The sequence below is a fragment of the Bifidobacterium thermophilum genome (assembly GCF_037482445.1).
In the GTDB taxonomy this organism is placed as follows: Bacteria; Actinomycetota; Actinomycetes; order Actinomycetales; family Bifidobacteriaceae; genus Bifidobacterium; species Bifidobacterium thermophilum_B.
Window position 1 is genome coordinate 118,269 of record NZ_JBBHLY010000008.1, and the last position, 21,187, is coordinate 139,455.

The window sequence follows — 21,187 nt, forward strand, 5'->3', positions numbered from 1 at the left end:
CACCACACAAATGCCCGGTCGGACTTGTCTCCGGCCGGGCATTCGTCGTTCCGCACGCCGCCCGAGACGGCGCCAACAGCATGCGCACATCGTCCGCCCAAGACGCCCGGATACGCCCACATGTCCATGTTTCGAACGCCAAATGCACGAAATCCTTACGGATTGAAAAATACAGAACCTTGATTTTCCAACGATTTCACCCAAATGTTACCGAAGTACGAAACATGTTCGTAACGCAAACGGCGAGTGGCCGAAACCGACGAACCTAGACTTGGAGCCTGTAAGTTCACATGAAAGGAGCGGTCCCTTGACTGCACTCGAAACCAAAGCAGACGTCGAGGCCCTGATCAACCAAGAGGGCGTTGAGTACGTCTCCGTTCGCTTCACCGATCTCATCGGTATTCAGCAGCACTTCACGGTTCCCGCCAGCGAGTTCCTCAAGGATGCTTTCACCGACGGCATGCCGTTCGATGGTTCCTCCGTCCAGGGCTTCCAGGCCATCAACGAGTCCGATATGAAGCTGGTGCCGGATGTCTCCACCGCGTTCATTGACCCGTTCCGCAAGCACAAGACGCTCGACGTGGCCTTCTCCATCGTCGACCCGATCACCGATGAGCCTTACTCCCGCGATCCGCGCCAGGTCGCAGGCAAGGCCGAGGCCTACCTCAAGTCCACCGGCATCGCCGACACCGCATCCTTCGCGCCTGAAGCCGAGTTCTTCATCTTCGACAAGGTGCGTTACGAGAACAGCATGCGTCGTTCCTTCTACGAGGTCGACTCCATCGAGGCTCCGTGGAACTCCGGTGTGGACACCGAAGATGACGGCACCCCGAACATCGGTTTCAAGAACCGCGTCAAGCGCGGCTACTTCCCGGTTCCGCCGAACGATCACTATCAGGATCTGCGCGACGACATGGTCGCCAACCTGCAGAAGGTCGGCCTGATTCTCGAGCGTTCGCACCATGAGGTTGCGGGCGCCGGCCAGCAGGAGATCAACTACCGCTTCAACACCCTGCAGCACGCGGGCGACGACCTGATGAAGTACAAGTACGTCGTTCACGAGACCGCTGCCCTCGCCGGCAAGGCCGTGACCTTCATGCCGAAGCCGATCGCAGGCGACAACGGCACCGGCATGCACTGCCACCAGTCCCTGTGGAAGGACGGCAAGCCGCTGTTCTACGACGAGAAGGGCTACGGCGGGCTTTCCGATATCGCTCGTTGGTACGTTGGCGGCCTGATCAAGCACGCTTCCTCCGTGCTCGCCTTCACCAACCCGTCGCTGAACTCCTATCACCGTCTGGTTCCGGGCTTCGAGGCTCCGGTCAACCTGGTGTACTCCGCTCGTAACCGCTCCGCCGCCATCCGTATTCCGCTGGCTGGCACGAGCCCGGCTGCCAAGCGCATCGAGTTCCGCGCTCCGGATCCATCCTCCAACCCGTTCCTCGCCTTCTCCGCACAGCTGATGGCAGGCCTTGACGGTGTGCTCAACCACATCGAGCCTCCGGCTCCGGTTGACAAGGACCTCTACGAGCTGCCGCCGGAAGAGCATGAGGGCATCAAGCAGGTGCCGGGCTCCCTCGGTGAGGCGCTCGACGCCCTCGAGGAAGATCACGACTTCCTGACCGCCGGCGACGTGTTCACCGACGATCTGCTGGAGACCTGGGTTGACCTCAAGCGCGGTGAAATCGACCAGGCTCGCCTGCAGCCGACGCCGCTGGAGTACGAGCTGTACTTCAACATCTGATTTCGCTAATCAGTAGCTAAAACGGGAAGCAAGTTTGGGCTTGCTTCCCGTTTTTCGTATGTGCGCGGGATACGCTTGATCACAGCATGACATCGTTGTCATCGGGCCGTTTGTCCAGTAATCGATCCCCGTATACGCACTTCGCCACTGGCGTGGCGGACGGAAGCGCGCTACGGTGTTCAAGGACAATCAGGAGGAACCATGGCACACACCCCGACTTCCCAGCAGGCGCTGCACGGCATCAACGACGTCACCGGCACAAACGGCACCACTGGCGGCACCACCGGCATCACGAGCAATACCAGCAGCGCTGACAGCCATGACGGCACAGCACACGTCCCGGGCAGTCAGCCGAATGCTATCGAAATCGCCATCTACCACCGGTTGAGCAAGGTCATCGACCCGGAATTGGGGCGTTCCATCACCGATCTGGGCATGATCGCCGCAATCGAGGCGACGCCGCATGATGTACTCCCCTCGACCTACGACGTGACCGTGCATGTGGAACTCACCGTGGCGGGATGCCCGTTGTCGAAAACAATCACGAACCAAATCAACGAGGCCGTGGCGACCTACCCGAATGCGACGCTCATCCCCCACATCGAAGTGAGCGCGATGAGCCAGGACAAGCTCGCGAACCTCGTCGCCCAGCTCAAGGCCGAACGCCGGCAGAACCCGTTCACCAAGCCGGGTGTCAAGACGCGGATCTTCGCGATCGCTTCCGGCAAGGGCGGGGTCGGTAAATCCTCGGTCACGGCGAATCTCGCCGCCACCTTCGCCGCACTCGGCTACGATACCGCTGCCATCGACGCGGATATCTACGGATTCTCGCTTCCGCGGCTGTTCGGCGTGCACACGCAACCCACGAATCTGAACGGAATGCTTATGCCGGTGGTCTCGTGGGGCGTCAAACTCATGTCGATCGGCATGTTCGCCGGTTCGGAGCGCGCGATCCTGTGGCGCGGGCCGAGGCTGCAACGCTCGCTGGAGCAGTTCCTGTCGGATGTGTGGTGGGGCAGCCCGGACGTGCTGCTGCTCGATATGGCTCCCGGCACCGGTGACATGGCGATTTCGGTCGCGCAGACCTTGCCGAATGCCGAACTTGTGGTGGTGACGACCCCGCAGCCGAGCGCCTCGGAAATCGCGGTGCGTTCAGGTCTGGTCGCTTTGCAGGTGCCGATGAAAGTGCGTGGGGTTGTCGAGAATATGAGCTATTTCGAGCACAAGGGCGAACGGCTGGAGATTTTCGGACATGGCGGTGGACAGCGTGTCAGCGAACAGCTGACTCGCGCGCTCAGTTATGATGTGCCGTTGCTTGCCCAGCTGCCGCTCGAGCCGGAAATCCGCGAAATCGACGATTCCGGGCGACCGGCCGTGCTGACGCCATCCGGCGAGTTGGCCGATACCCCGCTCGCCGCCCAATTCACCACCCTCGCCCGATCCCTCATGTCCAGCAACTACCGACGCTGACGGCACTGTAAGCTTCGGCAGAAGGTTTTCGCTCTGCTTCTATCGACGCTGAGACCTCCCTCAGCGTCGGCAGAAGGTTGGGAGAGGTCAGTCGGCGAGTTCGGGTTGGGTCGCATCGGCTGCACTAGCGTCAGCACGAGCGGCGGGTTCTCCCGGTTCGCCGGTGTCGAGCAGGCGGTGGAATTGGGTTTCGTCAAGGATAGGCAGGCCGAGTTCCTCGGCTTTCGTCGCTTTTGAGCCGGGATTCTCACCGACCACCACGTACGTGGTTTTCTTGCTGACCGACCCCGCGGCCTTGCCGCCGTGCGATACAATCGCCTCCTTGGCGGATTCCCGGCTGAAATCCTCCAGCGATCCGGTCACCACGACCGTCATGCCGGCCAAGGTCTGCGGCTCGGTGTTCTCATGCTCGACCTGCCCCACACCAGCTGCTTTCCAGGCGGCAAGAATCCTGCCACGCCAATCGCCCGGTTCGCGCGACTTGGCGAACCAGTCGACCACCGAACTGGCGATTTCCTCACCGATACCGCCGATTTCAGTCAAATCCGCGACGCTCGCATGCTCAATCGCCTCAAGCGAGCCGAAATGGTCGGCAATCGTGCGTGCGGTCGGCGGGCCAAGCCGCCTGATGGACAATGCAACCAGTACACGCCACAAATCCGCCTGCTTGGCTTTGTTGATCTCATCGAGCAGCTTGTACGTGTTCTCCATCGGCCGCACATACACCGGCTGGCGTGCAACCGTGCCGTCGCGCAGGGTCCGGGTCAGCTCGCGCACGATATGCGCATCGCGCGGAACAGCGTACCCCGGGTAGGATTCCAGATCGTCCCCGCGCGCCTTCGCCTGTTCAATCGCCTTCCCACTGGCCGCGGCTTTCGCGTTCGTCGGCGTCGTCCAGAACGCCGGCACCTGATGCCACAGGCCGGATCCGCCAATCCGACGGCGTATCTTGCGTTTCTTCCCGTTTTCGTCAGTCTGCTCGCGCACTTCGATAATCGGCGCCTCACGCCACACCTGCACATCGCGCAGCATATCGGCGTCCAGCCCGAACAGCCCCGCCTCGCTGGACAATACCGGCGTCTGTATGGGCGGCAGTTGCAAGCCTTCCACCGGCTCATATGGCTCCGGTTCTTGGCCGGGCTTCACGTCGATCTCGGTGCGGTACGGGTCGTAGGATGCCACGGAATCCGGCCGGTTCTCCTCTGGATTAGTCAACGCAATCGCGCTCTGGTCGCCCAGATGCTCGATGTCGAAGGCCTTGCGCGACCCTAGGTTGATGATTCGTTCGGTCAGCTGTGCCGGGCAGGATTCGACATTCGGGCAGCGGATGTCCTTGTCACCTTCCTTCGCCGGGGCAAGCACCGCACCACAGGACGGGCAGCGGGTGGGCATCACGAACTCATGCAGCTGGTCTTCCCTGCCTTTGCGCCGTTCCAACACCGGCCCGACAAGCTCCGGGATCACGTCACCCGCCTTGCGCACGACCACAGTATCGCCGATGAGAATACCCTTGCGCTTGACTTCGAAGGGGTTATGCAGCGTGGTGCGCGCGACCGTCGACCCGGCGACATACACGGGTTTGAGCACGGCGACCGGCGTGACGCGCCCCGTACGCCCGACCTGCACGATGATGTTGAGCAGTTCGGTGTTGACCTCCTCCGGCGGGTACTTATAGGCGATTGCCCAGCGCGGGGCGCGCGAGGTGGCGCCCAGCCGGCGTTGCAGCGCCAGATCGTCGACCTTGACGACAATACCGTCGAGCGCATGCTCGATATCGCCTCGGTGCTCGCCGTAATAGTCGATCATGTCGAGAATCTGGCTGAAATCCGTGACCTCGCGGTTATGCGGGGATACCGGAATTCCCCACTTCTTGTACAGGTCGTACGCCTGCGACTGGTCGTCCACCTGGTCGTGGCCCTGATGTGCGCTGCCCTCACCCCAACGCAGGGTGCCCAGGCCGTGCGCGTAGAAGCTCAACCGTCTGGTCGCGGTAATCCGCGGGTCCTTCTGCCTGAGTGAACCGGCGGCCGCATTTCGCGGGTTGGCGAACGGGGCGTGTCCCTCGTCCTCGTTGCGTTCGTTGAGCGCGTGGAAATCATCCCACCGCATGAACACTTCGCCGCGAATCTCCACGAATTCAGGGATGTCCGAAGCGGGACCGGCCAGATTCTGCGGAATGGTCGAAATCGTGCGCACGTTCATCGTGATATCCTCGCCGACGACGCCGTCGCCGCGCGTCAACCCTTGTTCCAGCACGCCGTTGCGGTAGATGAGGTTCAAGGCGAGTCCGTCGATCTTGACCTCGCAGGTCATCGGCAACGGCTTGCCGTCCGGCCATTCGAGGTCTTCCCGTACGCCGTTGTACCAGTCGTGCAGCTCCTCGATGGAGAACACGTCATCGAGGCTCATCATCCGCGAGGGGTGGCGCACGGACGCGAAATCATTGGAGAACGCGCCGCCGACACGGTGGGTGGGCGATTGCGGGGAATCCAGCGACGGGAATGCGGCTTCCAGGCGTTGCAGGCAGCGCATGCGCGCGTCATAGGCGGCATCCGAGGAGACCGGGGCGTCGTCGATATAGTAGGCGACCTGGTCGCTTTCCACCCATGCGGCGACCTTCGCCCACAGGCGCGCCGCCGCATCCGCGTCCATCGCGCTGACATCGAGCCGGTCGAGCCGCAGCGCATCCTCGTCATCGGGCTGGAGGGCGGCGATCCATGCTACCGTGCCGGGAACGAACCGACGCGCGCCTTCATCCACGACCACTGGAATATCCGTTCCAGGCTGTGTATCGCTTTCCACCGCGGTATCCGGCGCGTCGAAATCCCATGCCAGCTGTTCCCCGGCAGTGTTGTTCCCGTCTTGTGCAGAATCCATCGCCCAGCCCACCAATCATCGTTCCGGAACGGATGCCGGACGCATCCGTCACTTGGTCTATCTCACACCGATGATAGTCGACGACCCGCCGGCCGACGCATCCTGCCGGCAGGCATCCGGCGGGGCTCAGGCGCTCAGCGAGCGCAGGAACTGCGCCTGCACCATGTCGATGCCGTCCCCGGGCCCGTCGTTGAGGCGTGCCGCCGCGATGGACAGCGTGCGCGCGGGGACGAACATGCCTTGATCGACGCACAGGCGCGCTGCCTGCCGTACGATGGAGGCGACTTCGGTATGCGGCCAGACCGGCAGGTCATGCTCTGCAAGCACGGCCGCCGCCTGGGCGACGTCGTGCGGGACCGGGATGCACTGCGATCGTGCACGCTCGGTGAGTTCCTCGAGTTCGGCGGGCAGTGTGGCGATCTGCCCCGGAGCGATATGCGAGGCCATGAGATAGGCTGCAGCCGCGGTATCGAAGCGGTCGTGCATCCACTCGGCGTAGGCGAAACGGTAATAGGCGAAAGCGGCGTCATCACGGTCAAGCGCCACACGCAACGCGTTGAGGCATGCCGCGCGAGCGGAATCCCAATCCTCGTCGCGCGCGAGCTGCACGGCGAGCTTCATGTGCGACAGCGGGTATGCCGGAGCGTAGGAGACCATCGCGTTGAGATGCGGCAGCGCCGCCTTCACCCCCTTGAGCTGCGAGAGGATATCCGCCAGCTCCATATGGGCGTAGAACAGGTTGTCGGGGATGAGCACGGTACGCTCCCCCGCCGTGGCGAACAGACGGTTGTAGACGACACGTTCCGCATATGAGTTGAAATATCGCGGCACGCCATTGGATTGGGCGTACCGGGCGTCAAGCTTGTCCACCGCGGATTCCTGCAATTCCACCGCTTGTTCCGCCTGGCCGGAGAAGAACAGGTCGCGTGCCTTGACGCGGTCATCATCCAGTTGCTTGGAGAGCGTGAAATCGAAGTCCGGGGTGTCGTTGCCGTCGATCAGCGCCGCGGTGGCCTGCGGGGCGAGCTCGGACAGTTCCGGGTCACCGATCCGGTCCACGATACGCATCGCCTGCTGGGCTTTGGCCACGGTGGGCATGGCGCCGTCAGCCGCAAGGCGATGGAAATCCGTCACGGCCCGCTGCAGCAGGTCGACCCGCTGGATGGACAATCCAGTGGCGTCCTCACAGCCCAGGATGCGGCTTGCCGACGGGGGGAAGCCGGTTTCCGAGAACTCCGGTTCCTGCTGGGCGGCGAGAGGGCTGAACTTGGCGTCACGCAGGTCGAAATCGGCGTTGACCGGATGCAATGAGCCATCCTCGTCGACGTCCATCACCGCCTCGAACATGCGGTAGGTGGCAATGGGATCGTTCAGCCCGTGCTCCCGGACACGCTTCAGGAACGCGTCACGCTGGAAGGTGACGGCGGCCATATGCCGTACCGTCGGATTGCTTCGCAGGGCGCTGAGCGGATCATCCGGGCCATGCCCGTCCGCCTTGCCGGCGGTATCGTCGCCGATGGTGAAGATCTCTTTGCCCTCCGAGTTCCCGCTATTGTCCGGGGACACGCTGAACGCGGTCTCGTCGATGTCCGCCCCGTGCATGAGGTCCTCGAATTCCCGGTCGACATCGGCGGGCGTGCCCGCCTCGTCATCCTCGCCGGCTGTCTGGTGGCCGCCTGCGGGAGCCGAAGCCTCCTGCGCCGGGTGGGTGGCGCCGTCATGGGGCGTTTCCCCGCGCATCGACGATGCCAGCGACGGGTCGCCGTGGATGTCGCCGTCCTTCGGCGCCGCCTTGCCGCCCATCACGGTGCCGGCATCCTGCGAGCGCATCCGTTCGAAGGCCTTGAGCGCCTCGCCCATCAGTTTGGTGATGGCGGAATCCTGTTCTGCGACGGCTTCCTCCAATCCGATGGAGTCGATGTACACGGTGACCTGTCTCACCTGCGGGTCCGCCGAGAATGCGATGGCGGCCATCATCAGACCGACACGCAGGTTGTATGCCGCGCTCATCGACGCACGCTCATGCTCGTCGAGCTTGACCCAGTCGCGACTGGCCGCGCTGTACTTGCTTTTCGGCATCATCGCGGTGCCGGCGGTCGTGAAGGCGAGTGCCACGTTGCCGTCGGCGAGGTTCGTGCGGAACTCGACATCGAAGCGGAACGGCAGCCGCATGCTCCTGAGCAGCAGTGCCAGGGTCTGCCGGTATACCCATTCGGAACCGGATGCGTCCGTGGCCGCCGCGTGGCCGGCGGCGGGGTCGGGGAAATCGTGCGCGGTCTGTTCGTCCGCCTGCCGTGCGAGGCGCATGATGTTGCGTAGCGGGGCCACGCCGTCATCGTGCAGCGGGTCGAGCATGGTCCTGTCGTCGGCGCGCAGCGCGATGAGTGCCGGATCGTCAAGCAGGGCCATATCGATCTGGGCCGCCTGGGCGCGGGTGACATTGTCTTCGATGGGCTGTTGGCCGACGCGCGCGTTGCGTTCCAGTACCGCGCTGACCGCCGCGAACCGGTTCAGCCCGCCTTCGATCACCAGTGAGGCCAGTGCCGGGGAGAATTCCAACGACGAGTCCCACGAGAAGAAATAGCTGCCCGAATAGCTGGAGGTGTACAGGTGGAGCGGTTCGGCGCCGTGGACCGCTTCGAGGCCGGTGACGGGTTGCAATGCGCCGGATTCGCGCATGACATCGGCGAAATAGTCTTCGAGCCCGGAGACGCGCATGCCGTGCGCCCGTGATTCAAGCGTGTCACGTACGCTCCTGCGGATCGCCCCGATCGGCGCTTCGCGGTTGAGCCTGCGGAAGATGTTGCCCGATCCGAATCCTACGAGCAGCCCGTTGATATGCGGCAGCAGATACGAGGCGAAGAACGCGATGGCGATGGCGTCACGGTATTCAAGGTCGCATCGCATGTCCTGCGGGAGGTTGGCGCGCAGCTGTTCGAGCGTATAACGGTTATTGCGTTTGATCCATGAGGCGAGCCACATCATGCGCCCGTCCGCTCCCCGGCCCACGACACTGCCTTGGATGACGTCGACGCCCTGCCCGTCGTCGGGCATGCCGAGCATATCCCGCAGGCGGGTCACGGCGGCCGCGGGAGCCTTGGGACTGGTTCCGAGCCGCGTATCGTCCGGCAGGCGCGATTCGCCGTCCTTGCCGAACATGAACCGTATTTCGGCGGCCTGGATATCCATCCGGGGGTCCGCCCCGGCGAATACCCGCCCGCGGTCGTCGGCGAGCGCGACCTGGGTGAAACGGTTGTCACCGATGAACATGCCGAGCGAGAACGCGCGGCCATGGGTCTGCGGCAGTTGCGCCCACCCGAGGCTTACTCCTTGTGGCGTGCCGGGAAGATGGCTGTAGATGCGGCGTTTGACCAACGGGTTGAGGTCGATGGCGTGCCGTTCGAGGTCTTCGAGCACGCCGCCGGATTGCGTGGGCGCCGTCGTAGGGGCGCCGGTGGTGTCTTGCGGTTCCGCGGCATCCGGGGTGTGTGCCGTATCGCCGGTGATGGAGTGGCGCAGCGATTCCTTGAGCTTGTCGAACATGGATGTGTTCTGCCGGCGTCCATTGCCGTGGGAGTGCTTCGTGAATCGTGTCATACGGAGATTGTCCCAATCCGCGCAGACATGGCGGGGAGGTCATGCTCTTAGAATAATACCGTGTTGTCTCTTCCCCTACGTTCCGTATCAGGCGGCAAATCCCATGCCGCAGTACGCTTTGCCATCCTGTCTGTCCTGGTTATCGCGGTGATGGAGGGCGTGGTGTTCAACCTGCCGTACTGGACCGGCATGGCGGCGAGCACCGATTCCCCGTCGACGCTCAACACGACGGGCTCCGGTCTGGTGCGTCAGGCGTCAGGCACGCTTGAGGTCACCGATCCGACGAAAGCGTACCTGCGTACCACGGTGGATGGCAGTTCGTCGTACGCGCGCATCGATCTTGCCGATATCACCGGGGCTTCCGGGGGTTCCGGCGACCCGGCCATCGATACGGTGCGCGTACGGGTCGATTGCGACGGCAGGGTCGGCCGTTCCATGCTCGTGGACGCGTCTGAGCCCAGGTCGCTGTATGTGCGTGCCGATGCGCGGCGCACGGTGACGGTATGGATCCAGGAGCCTGCCGGCACGCGGGTGCCGTTCTTCGCGGTGCGGCCGAATGTGCGGGTGCCGTTCTCGTTCGATTGGATCCGTGTCACGGTGATGGCGGCGATCGCCTGCCTGGTCGGCTGCTGGCGGCCGGGGTCCCGGTTGTGGAAGGTGCGGGCGGACCCGCATGCGCGGGTGCAGCGCGTGGCGTTCATCGTTGTCATGACGGTGATCGGCGTATGCTCGTTCGCCGCGGCGGGGGTGCTGGCGGCACAGGCCAGGCCGCTGGTGTTCCATACGGCCGGCGGATACACCTACGATTTCGATCAGTACGGCCATGTCGCCGATGCGCTCCTGCACGGCCGCCTGTCGCTGGACCTGAAGGTTCCCGAGGCATTCGCCGACAGCGCCAACCCGTACGACCCGGCGTTGCGCGAGCTGCTGCTGGACAGGGGTGTTTCCCCTATCTATTGGGATTACGCGTTCTATAAAGGCCACTGGTATTCATATTTCGGGGTGATCCCCGCGCTGCTGCTGTTCGTGCCGTATCAGGCCGTGTCTGCCCTGTGGTCGCGGGGCGGGGCCATGTTGCCGTCGGCGAGCGCGGTGCTGGTGTTCATGTTCGGGTTCCTGCTGTTCGCCTCCTTGCTCATGGTCCGTGTGCTGCGGCGTGTAGCCCCGCGTATCTCGCTCGCCGCGCTGGGCATGGCGTGGGCGACGCTGCTGCTGGGTTCGAATGCCGGGTATCTGTGGCTGCGTACGAATTTCTATTCGGTGCCGATCGCGGCGTCGCTCATGCTCACCATGCTCGGATTATGGTTGTGGACGTGCGCCCAGCGTGATGTGGATGGCCCGAAGCTGTGGCATGTCGGGGAGGCTCCCGGCCTGTCGATTCCCTATCTGGCTGCCGGTTCGGCATGTATCGCGGCGAATATCGGGTGCCGTCCCACGTTCGCGTTGTCCGCGCTGCTGATCTTCCCGATGTTCCGTTCGCAGATCCGTGAGCTGGGCCGCATGCTGCGCCACCGCCGGGTGACGCGGTCGGCGTGGGTCGCGCCGGCTGCGGTCGTCGTCCCCGCGCTCATGGTCTCCATCCCGGTGTTCGTGCTCAACACGCTGCGCTTCGGCTCGCCGCTCAACTTCGGTAACCGGTATCAGATCACGGTGAACGACATGACCTCGTATCGTGAGCCGCTGGCGAATATCCGCTGGATCGTCGGCTATTACCTGTTCCTGCCCGCCCGCTTGCAATCCTCATTCCCGTTTGTGGCGGTCAATCCCACGCCGTTGCCCGCATGGGGGTATGCCGAGCCGATGGTGGCCGGCCTGTTCGTCCTGTGCCCGATGGCATGGTTCGCGATTGTGCTTCCCCTGCTCCGCCGGCGTCACCGTATCGCGTATGGCCACCTGTTGCACTGGATGGCCGTCCTCGGTTTGGCCATCATGGTCATGGACGCGTGTACGGCAGGGCTGGGATGGCGGTACATCTGCGATTTCGGCTGGCTGGTCGCCTTCGCCGCCCTGCCCGGACTGGTCTGGTTCGTCGGTGACATGCCCGGCGGGCATGGGCGGACGCCGGCTGCCGGACCGCGGACCGAGCGGCTATGCGCCGTGTCCCTGTGGCTGCGTCGCACGTGCATGATGCTGCTCATCGTGGCGTGTGTCCTGTTCCTGCTGGCGTCGTGCTTCGCTTCCGGACGTGACGATACCTTGCAGCATGCCGCGCCACAGATGTTCGCACAGCTGCAATCATGGTTCGCGCTGCTAGGATGAATGCCATGGGTTTCTTCTCGACATTGCTCTCCCGCGACCATGGCGAGGCGCCGGCCCGCCCCGACCATGTGGCGTATGCCCTGTCCCACGTCTCCTTCGCCTACGATGACGGGCATGTGGGGCTGCATGACGTGACGGTCACACTTGGCCAGCGGCGGATCGCGGTCATCGGTTTGAACGGGTCCGGCAAAACAACCCTGCTGAAGCTGTTGGACGGCTCGCTCGCCCCGACAGCGGGTTCGGTCACGCTCACGGCAGGCGACGAGCGTCTGACGCCTGCCGGCAGGAAGGATCGCAAGCGTGCCGGCCGGCTTGTCGGGTGCGTACGCCGCGAGGAGATCCCGGAAAGCTTCTACCGCAGCGACAGCATCGCGAAGGCGCTGGACGAGCATATGCGCGCCCGTCATATCGCGGGCAGCGAGCGCCAGGCGCGCATCGGCTCGCTGCTCGCCCAGCTTGACCTGTCACTGTGGCGTGACCGGCCTGCTGACGCGTTGGACAGCGAGCACCGCCATCTGCTGGCCGTCGGGGCGGCACTGTGCCTCGATCCGGTCGTGCTGGTCGCCGACGAGCCGACGAAGGGATTGGATGAGGTCGGCACCGCCCACGTGGCGCGCGCCCTATTCGCCCTTGACCGCCAAGTCGTGTTCGCCACGCATGACACGGCGATGATCACACGCCCTGAGTATGCGATCGACCGGACGATCGTGCTTGACGAGGGTCGTATCATATTCGACGGCGCTCCAGCGGACGCGGTCGCCGCCTATACCGAGACGATCCGCGACAAGCGCCGGCGTATGATGGCGTGACGCTGCCGCCTACTCGTCGATCATCGCCGCCACCGTGTCAAGGACCGCGTCGACATTGCGGGCGAACCGCTCCGGCTGCGGCAGCAGGGAGACCGCCAGATACCCGTTGGCTGTCATATCGAAGAAATAGCCGGGTTGCCCGGTCAGCTTATGGTCACGGATCATGCGCAGCACGACCTCGTTCTCGTCAAGCACGGATGGGATACGCACCAGCGCGTTCCATCCGCCCTCCATGCGCAGCATCGAAACCAGGCCGTGAGGGTCCTCTTGCAGCATCCGGCGCAATGTCCGGGCGTTGCCGGTCACCCGCTCGCGGACATGGATGGTCTGGAGGCGGGCTTCATCGAGCATGGCGGGCAGGCGGGCGGCGATGATGTCGCTCATCGGCAGGTAGTCGTCGGCGATGACGTCCAGCCGGCGCATCGCCTGCGCGACCTCGTCGCGCGGGCCGGAAACCTGGATCCAGCCGACTTTCGCGTGCGGGGCGGCCAGCATTTTCGACAACCCGTCCAGCGCGAAGGTCAGGGCGCGCCGCTCCCCCGCGAGCCGCGCATTGCCCGGGAACGGCTCGACCGGGAAATCATAGAACACCTCGTCGGCGATGATGGCGATGCCATGGTCGGCGCATAGCCGCACGATGGCCTCGCGCTCGGCAGGCTTGACGTATGAGCCGGTGGGGTTATTCGGGTTGATGAGTACGATCGCGCGGATCCGCCCGCCTTGTGGGCTGTCCAGGGCGGCTTGCAGCTGGGCGGTGTCGATGATCCACGACCCGTCGAAACGCTGCTGGTAGGTCATCACCTCGACGCATTCGAGGGCCGCGATCGATTCAATCAGCGGATAGCCGGGCTTGGGGGCAAGGATCGCGTCGCCAGCATCGCACAGCAGTTTCATCAGCCATGAATAGGCTTGCGACGTGGAACTCAGCAGGTACAGGCGGTCGGGATCCACCGGCACGGCATCCTGCGCGATACCCGATCGCCTGGCTTCCTGCGCGTGCCGGTCGGTCAGGAACCGCGCCAACGTGTTCCTGGCGGCGACCGGCCCCCGCGGGTCGGCGGCGTACACGCCGGGGAGCGAGCCGGGGGCGAGGCCGAATCTTGTCGGGTTCGAATCGTTGAGCCTGTCAAGGGTGACGCCATTGGCTTTGGCTTCCTGTTCCGCCCCGGCAATGGCATTGGGATCGCTGATGTCCACTCGTGATGAAAAACGCACGCCACTATCCTATGTCACGACACTATCGTGTGTCACGACCACGTGCCTGTGTCATGCCCGTGCATGTCACGTCCCGTGTTTGCCATCTCAGGCCGCCATCACCAAGGGGCAGGCATACATGGCACCCGGCTGTGCGACACCCGCAAACACGTGTGGCCCATCCCCGAATATGCAGGGATGGGCCACGGCACGCATCTTCGGCTCACCGGGATCCGGGTCGCCGCTCTAGCGTGGAGGTGACGGTTCTGTCACTTGGCGGTCTTGGTGCTGGCGTAGTAGGCGGCACCGATGATGCCCGCCTCGTTGCGCAGCTTGGCCGGAACCATCGGCGTCTTGATATCGATGTACGGCAGGAACTTCTCGCTGACACGGCTCACACCGCCGCCGACCACGAACAGGTCCGGGTTGAAGTACTTCTCCATGAGACCGTAGTACTTGGTCAGGCGCTTCGCCCACTTCTTGTAGCTCATGTCGAGCTTGTCACGCACGGAGGAGGCCGCGTATTTCTCGGCGTCGCCCTTGCCGTTGGGCAGTTCGATATGGCCGAGCTCGGTATTCGGGATCAGCATGCCGTCATAGATCAGCGCAGTGCCGATGCCGGTGCCCAGCGTGGTCGCGATCACCAGGCCGTCCTGGCCCTTCGCGGCGCCGAACTGCTGCTCGGCGATGCCCGCGGCGTCCGCGTCGTTGACTACGACGACCGGGCGGCCGCACGCCTTGGAGAACTCCTCGGTGACATCCACACCGATCCAAGACTGGTCGAGGTTCGCCATGAAATCAAGCGGCTTGCCGGGCTTGATCGGCGCCGGGAACGCGATGCCGACCGGAGCGTCCTCGGGAACCTCGAAATGCTCGAGCTGCTGGCGCACGATGTCCGCAACGGCCTGCGGGGTGGACTTTGCCGGGGTCAGGATCTTCAGACGCGGTTCAGCGAACTCACCCTTCTCCAGATTGACGGGAGCCGCCTTGATGCCGGAGCCGCCGATGTCAACGCCGAAAGCCTGTGCTGTCTCAATCATCTTTGACCTTCCTATGAGGTGATGGGTATGTATGAACCGGTACGGTGATTGTACCGCGCCCCATGACCGAACGAGGCCGCGGCACGCCGAAGACTTGCAAACGCTTTCATCATGGTTCCCAAGTCCTCGCGCGACACGCGACCTACCGTATTGCAAACGTCACTTCAAGGCAGGCATCGGCCGCCAGTCGGGGTCGTGCAACAGCTTGTGCGAATCCCACCATCCACGCGCGATCGCGGACAGGCCGCTGCGCAGATGCCCGCGATCCACCGCGACCAGCCGGATGACCTCCTTGGCCGCGGTGGCCGCCGTGCCCAATGCGAACAGCATCGGCCGGTAATCCCCGTACACCATGAAATAGCGCGCCATATACCCGCGGTTGCGCATGATGTGGTACCGATTCATATCCGACGTGGAGTTCAGCTGGCGCAGCCCGGCGATATCCCAGTTGTCGATATCACGGGTACGGCGGATGATGACGTCCCTGACCTCAATCGGGTTGGTGACCTTGCTCGCCAGATACCCATACATCGTATCGTCCCAGTAGATGAAGAACCGTCCGTCAGGGAACCCGATCTTCTCGACGATGTCGCGCCGGAACAGGCCACCTTCGAAGCACATCGTGTTCATGACGCGATAGCCGCGCGGGCCGAACGCCGCCGGGGCGATCGGGTCGGGGATGCCCAGGGGGACGATGAAATGGTACTGCCAGTAGAACGGGCCGCCGTCATAGTCGTTGCGGCTGCCCTGGATCACATCATGGTAGCGCGTCCACGGGGCCAGTTTCTCGATGGCGTCCGGCAGCACGGCCACATCGTCATCCATGACCCAGAACCATTCGGCGCCCAGCTCGTACGCCTTGCGCACGCCGTTGCTGAAGCCGCCGGAACCGCCGATATTGCCTTCCTGCGGGAAGTACACGACGCGATCCATATTGCCTTGCGTATCGGCGATGGTCTGTCCCCATTGGGCGGTGACCGCAGAACCGAACTCCTCGGTCATGGCCCTCGTGGTCTCGCTGTGCTCGTTGTCCACGACGACGATACGCCACGGCGCTACGGTCAGCGCCTTGAGCGAATCGAACAGCGTGGCAAGCAGCTTCTGCCGCTTGTACGTGACGATGACGATGGCCAGCTTGTCGATGGTGGCTTTCTTGGCATGCTCTGGTTGTGTCATGCCCACCATTCTTGCACTTGCCCTCACCGAATGGCGAATATGAGCATCCGCTTGCATTTTCTCCACGCATGAGGTAAAGATGGACGGCGTAAGTTTCAGGGAAGGTGAAAATCCTTACTGGCGGTAACGATGCGCCGTCCGCGGTCCGCGGCGGTGTTCCGCATCGAAGCCCGCGACCCGCGCAAGCGGCCGATCCGGTGGGAATCCGGGGCCAACGGTTACAGTCCGGATGGAAGAAACGGAGCTCAGATGAGCATCTTTTCGCATACCCGCATGTCTATCCGCACCATCGTCGACGGCAGCGAGCCAGGGGGCGGCATCACGGAACGCACGTCACCGAAGGACGCGCATTCCACCGGTGTCGGGGACTCAGGCCGGTGGTCCACGCGGCGCATCGCCATGTACGCGTGCTTCGTCGCCCTGTCCATGGCGTTGAGCTTCATCGAATTCCCGCTCATTCCCGGCGTCCAATGGCTCAAATACGATCCGTCGGGCATCGTCGCGCTTGTCGCCGGCTTCGCCTACGGCCCTGCCGCGGCGCTTATCGTCAGCATCCTCGGCTTCGTGCCGCACCTGTTCATCAACCCGTGGGGCACCCTCATGGCATGGCTGGTGGCGGTCGGCATGTCCGTGCCCGCAGCGGCGATCTACCGGCGCAGGCGCACCCGTTCCGGGGCGGTGCTCGGCCTGGTTGCCGGCGCTGTCATTGCACTGGTCCTCGCCATCGTCGGCAACCTGGTCATCACCCCGCTGTACGCGCATATGACGGTCAGCCAGGTCGCCGCGCTCATCGTGCCTGCGTTGCTGCCGTTCAACCTCGCGAAATACGCCATCAACTGCGTGGTCACGTTCCTCGTGTACAAGCCCGTCTCCGAGCTGCTCAACCGGTCATCGCGCTGACCCCCGCGCCCGTTCGTGTCCCGGTGCTACGGCGACAGACGTATCGCCGGGACACGGCGGTACTCCACCACCCATGAAGGACGGCATGATTTCAACTCAGGATTCCTCTACCACGTGCTCCTCTGCGCAACCACACGTCCAGCCCGCCGCGGATGCACACGCCGACCGCAGGTATGCGGCCCGGCTCAGCCATGTGCGGTACCGGTATGCGGGATCGCATGATTGGGCGCTTGACGGGGTTTGCCTCGATATTCGCCAGGGTGAATACCTGTGCATGGTCGGCGCGAACGGGTCGGGCAAATCCACGCTCGCCCGTCTGCTTGCCGGGCTGTCCGCCCCCGATTCGGGAACAATCGTGCTTGACGAGCATGTCGTGTTCGACACCGAAGGCGCGCATGCCGAACAATACCGGCGTGCCCGGCATGATATCGGCGCGGTGTTCCAGAATCCCGAAGACCAGATCGTCACCACGGTCACGGGTGATGATGTGGCGTTCGGCCCGGAAAACCTCGGCATGGATCGCAACCGTATCGACGGACAGGTGGGGTATGCGCTCCATGCCGTGGGCATGGCCGGGCATGCCGCCGACAATCCGACGACCATGAGCGGCGGCCAGCAGCAACGGGTCGCGATCGCCGGCATCATCGCCATGAACCCAGGCATGGTGGTGCTTGACGAGCCGACTGCGATGCTTGACCAGGACGCGCGCATGGATGTGCTCGCGATTCTTGATACATTGCACCGGCAGGGAACGACCATCGTCCATGTCACCCACCATGCGGATGAGGCGGATCGCGGGACACGCGTCATCACCATGGACTCCGGGCGTATCGTCTCCGACCGTGCACCGGCCACGCACGCCCATGCCAGCCATGCAACCGGCGCACCGGACCGTGAGGATTTCCGCCATATGCTGCAATCAAGCGGCATGCCGGTCATCTGGCTTCACCCCGGCACGCCGGAGGGCATGTCGACGGACCGTACGCATGCCATGCATGCCATGGACACCACGGACACCACAGACACCACAGACCGGCCGGAGCCGGCGATCCGTGTCGAGAACGTCTCGTTCACTCCTCAGGGTGCGGGACACCCGAGCGTGGACCGGCTGAGCTTCGCCGTCAATCGCGGTGAGACGCTCGCCCTGATGGGCGGCAATGGTGCAGGCAAGACCACGGTAATCAGGCTCCTGTCGGCTCTCGCCTCCCCCGACGAGGGCGATATCACCGTCGCCGGTATCCCCGTGGCGACGGACCGCAGATGCCCCGGCCGCGCCCGACGCCCATGGCAACGGGTCGTGCACCGGCTCGCTCCCCGTATCCGGCAGCTTTCCCGATCGCAGCGCGCCGAGTTGAGGCATCGGCTCGGTCTGGTCATGCAGCATCCCGAACAACAACTGTTCGCGCGGACCGTCGCCGAAGATGTCGCCTACGGTCCGCGCAACCTGGGGTTGAGTGAGCAGGAGGTCACGCAACGAGTCGATGAGGCGCTGGAACTGCTGCATATCGGCAATCTGCGCGACCGCTCACCGTTCAGCCTGTCCGGAGGGCAGCAACGGCTCGCCGCCATCGCCGGCGTCATCGCCTGCCATCCTGACGTGCTGCTGCTGGATGAGCCGACCGCCAGCCTCGACGATACGGCGAGCGCACGGATCCGCGGTCTGCTGGCCGACCTGCACCGTCGCGGTGTCACCATCGTCCTGGTGACACACAGCGTCGACGAGGCGCGCGCCGTCGCCGATCGGGTGCTCGTGCTGGAGTCCCCCGCCGATGCGGGGCCGGCCGAGGATACGCCAAGTCTTACCGCCGCCAAGATTTCCGCCGACCCCATGGCCGGCCCTGCCTTGCCATCGGACGGCGCCTCGCCGCATCACGCCGGCATCGCTCCCGGACGTTCCGCTATCGGATTGCTCGATGCGCGTGTGAAGATCGTCTCGTTCCTGGCGTTGATGTTCTCCGCGTTCGCCATCGGTACACCCTGGCAGCTTGCCGTCGGCGCCTTGCTGACCGGCGGTATCGTCGCGGCTGCACGCATCCGCCCATTGCAATTGCTCGCCCGCATCCACATGTTCCTGTTCCTGTTCGTGTTCGCAGGTGCACTGAATATCTTCTTCGTACGCACCGGCACGCCGCTCGCCCATCTCGGTCCCATCCCGATTACCGATGACGGCATCCATATCGCGTTGATCTACGCATGCCGGTTCGCGCTCGTCATCATCCTGGGCGCGGTCTGTATGGAGGCGACGACCCCGACCGCCATGACCGACGCGTTCGAGTCCCTGTTCTCCCCGCTCAAACGCTGCGGGATTCACGTGCAGGAGATTGCGCTGGTCCTGAGCCTTGCCCTGCGGTTCCTGCCGACCCTGCGCTTGGAGACCGTCGCCATCGCGCAGGCCCAGGCGGCACGCGGCGGCAGCATCGAAAGCGGGTCACCCGCCCACCGCTGCCGTGCGATGTGCGCAATCATCATGCCGGTATTCGCGGCATCGCTCAGGCATGCGGATAATCTCAGTCTCGCGTTGGACGCCCGCTCCTATGAGGAAGGCATCCGTCGCACGCACTGGCATGCGATGCGCTTGCACGCCCTGGATGGCGTGTTCATCATCGTGTGTCTCATCTATCTGGTTTCGCTGGGGCTGGTAGCGGCACTCTAAGGGCATAGGCGGAACCGTGGATGACGGCTACAGCAATGCGCCTTGAATGAAGCCAGAGTGATTGCCATGGCCGTCCGGATGGCCGGAGGCCGACGGTTTGCACGATAATCCATGTTTGACGGTCTGCTCTTCGGGTCTCTCCCAGCCACTGTGCTTGGCGTCAGGCGTCCCGGCACCCGTTGTCCCAGCGCCGGGTGCCGGATGCCGCGCCAGATCACGGTCGATCCACGCCATCACCAGGGATGCGAGCCGATTGATATCCTCTGATGACAGTGCCCTGCCACGTGGGATATGATGCCATTTCTCGATGCACCCGCGGCAACAGCATGCCGTGGCGTGCTGCGCGGTGAATACGGGATGGCCCCGCCATGGTGTTTGCTTGCCATCCTTGTACGGCTGCGCCGCCCCGACACGTTGGGCGAGCATCTCACGGGCGTGGCGGCCGATTACGTCTCTGCCCTTGCGCCGCGCATAGTCGGCATCGTGCGCGCTCAATGTGAACGATGAGCGGAACGCCGATTGTGACAATCGTCCCAACGTGTCGGCAACCCATATGTCATCCGTCTGCCGCCCCGCGTCATGCTGCCGGGGCGACGGACGTGTGGGGTTTCCCGCTTGTAGTACGGTTTCGTTCATGCAGTCCGCTTCGGTTCCGTGTCCACCGCTTGCCCGGCACGATGCCGTGCACCGGCACGCGCGTACAGGTCATCGGCGATTGTGTACCAATGTTGGACGGTGTTCTCCAGGAAAAAGTAGTACCGCACATACCCGATGAGCAGTCCCAGCATCGCCAGGTAGATGATGGTGGATACGGGGATCGTGGAGGGGACAAGGACCATAAAGGCCAGCGCGACCAGGAACACGACGATGGTGATCATCATGACGCCCAAGTGGATGAGCCGCTCATGCTGCAGCCATGCGAGTTCGCGTTCGTGCCAGTCCAGAAGCCTTCCTGGATCCTCCCCCTGCCTCAGCCGGTTCTCGATATCCTGCTCGTGCCGTCTCGTCCATACCCGCAGGTTGAGCCCATATTTGTCCCGTCTATCGTCCTTGCGTCGCATAATGCGCTTCATACCCGGTGCTTTCGGCGTGCTGCCTGCCATGGCGTTCCTTCCCTGACCGAAACGGATACCACTATCGTAAGGCATACGTCGCGGATACGGGCATCATCGCTGTCGATTACCTGACCTCGCCATGGTTCTCCGCGGGACGCACCATCAGTCGATGGCACAGGTACCGGAGTACACCAAAGCAGTGGCCAGGTGGGTCCGACCGTTCATCGCGTATTGCGGGGAACTCGCTGCGCTCTGGGCAAACATATCGCGGTGTGTTCCCGGATACAGAACGCATATGGATTCTCGACGCCTTAGATTTTGATATGGATAGTGGTGGTTTGGTTGGTTTCCCGTGGTTGTGGTGTGGTTGTGGGTGGGTATATGAGTGGGTCCCGTGTTCGTGGGTTGTCCTT

General features: G+C 63.7%; 12 protein-coding genes, 1 pseudogene and 1 riboswitch. Of the genes and pseudogenes, 6 read left to right on the top strand and 7 right to left on the bottom strand.

Going from position 1 to position 21,187, the window contains the following annotated elements; genetic code table 11:
* Positions 1–307 precede the first annotated feature (307 nt).
* Both glnA and WD012_RS06165 read left to right on the top strand, forming a co-directional pair.
* On the top strand, positions 308–1,744 hold the full coding sequence (gene glnA / locus WD012_RS06160; RefSeq protein WP_015451297.1) for a type I glutamate--ammonia ligase: 1,437 nt from the start codon (positions 308–310) through the stop codon (positions 1,742–1,744).
* Positions 1,745–1,945: 201 nt separating this feature from the next.
* A complete protein-coding gene (locus WD012_RS06165) occupies positions 1,946–3,214 on the top strand; it encodes an Mrp/NBP35 family ATP-binding protein (RefSeq protein WP_339562886.1) in 1,269 nt (422 codons plus the stop codon).
* Positions 3,215–3,301: 87 nt separating this feature from the next.
* On the opposite strand, the gene ligA is transcribed toward WD012_RS06165, so the two are convergent.
* Positions 3,302–6,091, bottom strand: a complete 2,790-nt coding sequence (gene ligA, locus WD012_RS06170; protein ID WP_339562887.1) for an NAD-dependent DNA ligase LigA — start codon at positions 6,089–6,091, stop codon at positions 3,302–3,304.
* 126 nt (positions 6,092–6,217) lie between these two features.
* The gene (locus WD012_RS06175; protein ID WP_339562888.1) at positions 6,218–9,688 is read right to left on the bottom strand and encodes a tetratricopeptide repeat protein; all 3,471 of its coding nucleotides are present in this window, start codon (positions 9,686–9,688) and stop codon (positions 6,218–6,220) included.
* A 150-nt stretch (positions 9,689–9,838) separates the two neighbouring features.
* Here WD012_RS06175 and WD012_RS06180 point away from each other — a divergent pair, with 150 nt between their 5' ends.
* Both WD012_RS06180 and WD012_RS06185 read left to right on the top strand, forming a co-directional pair.
* Positions 9,839–11,947: a glycosyltransferase gene (locus WD012_RS06180; RefSeq protein WP_339562904.1), complete on the top strand. Its 2,109-nt coding sequence runs from the start codon at positions 9,839–9,841 to the stop codon at positions 11,945–11,947.
* Positions 11,944–12,756 (top strand): ATP-binding cassette domain-containing protein, encoded by an 813-nt coding sequence (locus WD012_RS06185; RefSeq protein WP_422614374.1) that lies wholly within the window; start codon positions 11,944–11,946, stop codon positions 12,754–12,756. Before WD012_RS06180 ends, WD012_RS06185 begins: the two co-directional genes overlap by 4 nt.
* A 9-nt stretch (positions 12,757–12,765) precedes the next feature.
* Here WD012_RS06185 and WD012_RS06190 read toward each other — a convergent pair whose 3' ends face one another.
* The 3 genes from WD012_RS06190 to WD012_RS06200 all read right to left on the bottom strand — a co-directional run bounded on the left by WD012_RS06190 (position 12,766) and on the right by WD012_RS06200 (position 16,166).
* Entirely contained in the window at positions 12,766–13,971 is a 1,206-nt protein-coding gene (locus WD012_RS06190; RefSeq protein WP_339562890.1) for a pyridoxal phosphate-dependent aminotransferase, read from the bottom strand.
* A gap of 248 nt (positions 13,972–14,219) precedes the next feature.
* Positions 14,220–14,990 carry a polyphosphate--glucose phosphotransferase gene (gene ppgK, locus WD012_RS06195; RefSeq protein WP_339562891.1) on the bottom strand — a complete coding sequence of 257 codons (771 nt, stop codon included), beginning with the start codon at positions 14,988–14,990 and terminating at the stop codon, positions 14,220–14,222.
* A gap of 159 nt (positions 14,991–15,149) precedes the next feature.
* Complete coding sequence (locus WD012_RS06200; protein ID WP_339562892.1) at positions 15,150–16,166, bottom strand: glycosyltransferase family 2 protein; 1,017 nt, start codon at positions 16,164–16,166, stop codon at positions 15,150–15,152.
* 87 nt (positions 16,167–16,253) lie between these two features.
* Positions 16,254–16,411: riboswitch (FMN riboswitch) on the top strand.
* A gap of 28 nt (positions 16,412–16,439) precedes the next feature.
* On the opposite strand from WD012_RS06200, the gene WD012_RS06205 reads away from it, so the two are divergent.
* Together WD012_RS06205 and WD012_RS06210 are read left to right on the top strand one after the other, a co-directional pair.
* Positions 16,440–17,066: an ECF transporter S component gene (locus tag WD012_RS06205; RefSeq protein ID WP_422614377.1), complete on the top strand. Its 627-nt coding sequence runs from the start codon at positions 16,440–16,442 to the stop codon at positions 17,064–17,066.
* 85 nt (positions 17,067–17,151) lie between these two features.
* Positions 17,152–19,719, top strand: a complete 2,568-nt coding sequence (locus WD012_RS06210; RefSeq protein ID WP_339562894.1) for an energy-coupling factor transporter ATPase — start codon at positions 17,152–17,154, stop codon at positions 19,717–19,719.
* A 195-nt stretch (positions 19,720–19,914) separates the two neighbouring features.
* On the opposite strand, the pseudogene WD012_RS06215 reads toward WD012_RS06210, so the two are convergent.
* A pseudogene (locus WD012_RS06215) lies at positions 19,915–20,355 on the bottom strand (DUF4186 domain-containing protein); the annotation flags it as partial.
* On the bottom strand, positions 20,352–20,822 hold the full coding sequence (locus WD012_RS06220; protein ID WP_339562895.1) for a hypothetical protein: 471 nt from the start codon (positions 20,820–20,822) through the stop codon (positions 20,352–20,354). The pseudogene WD012_RS06215 and the gene WD012_RS06220, both read right to left, overlap by 4 nt.
* Positions 20,823–21,187: the final 365 nt, after the last annotated feature.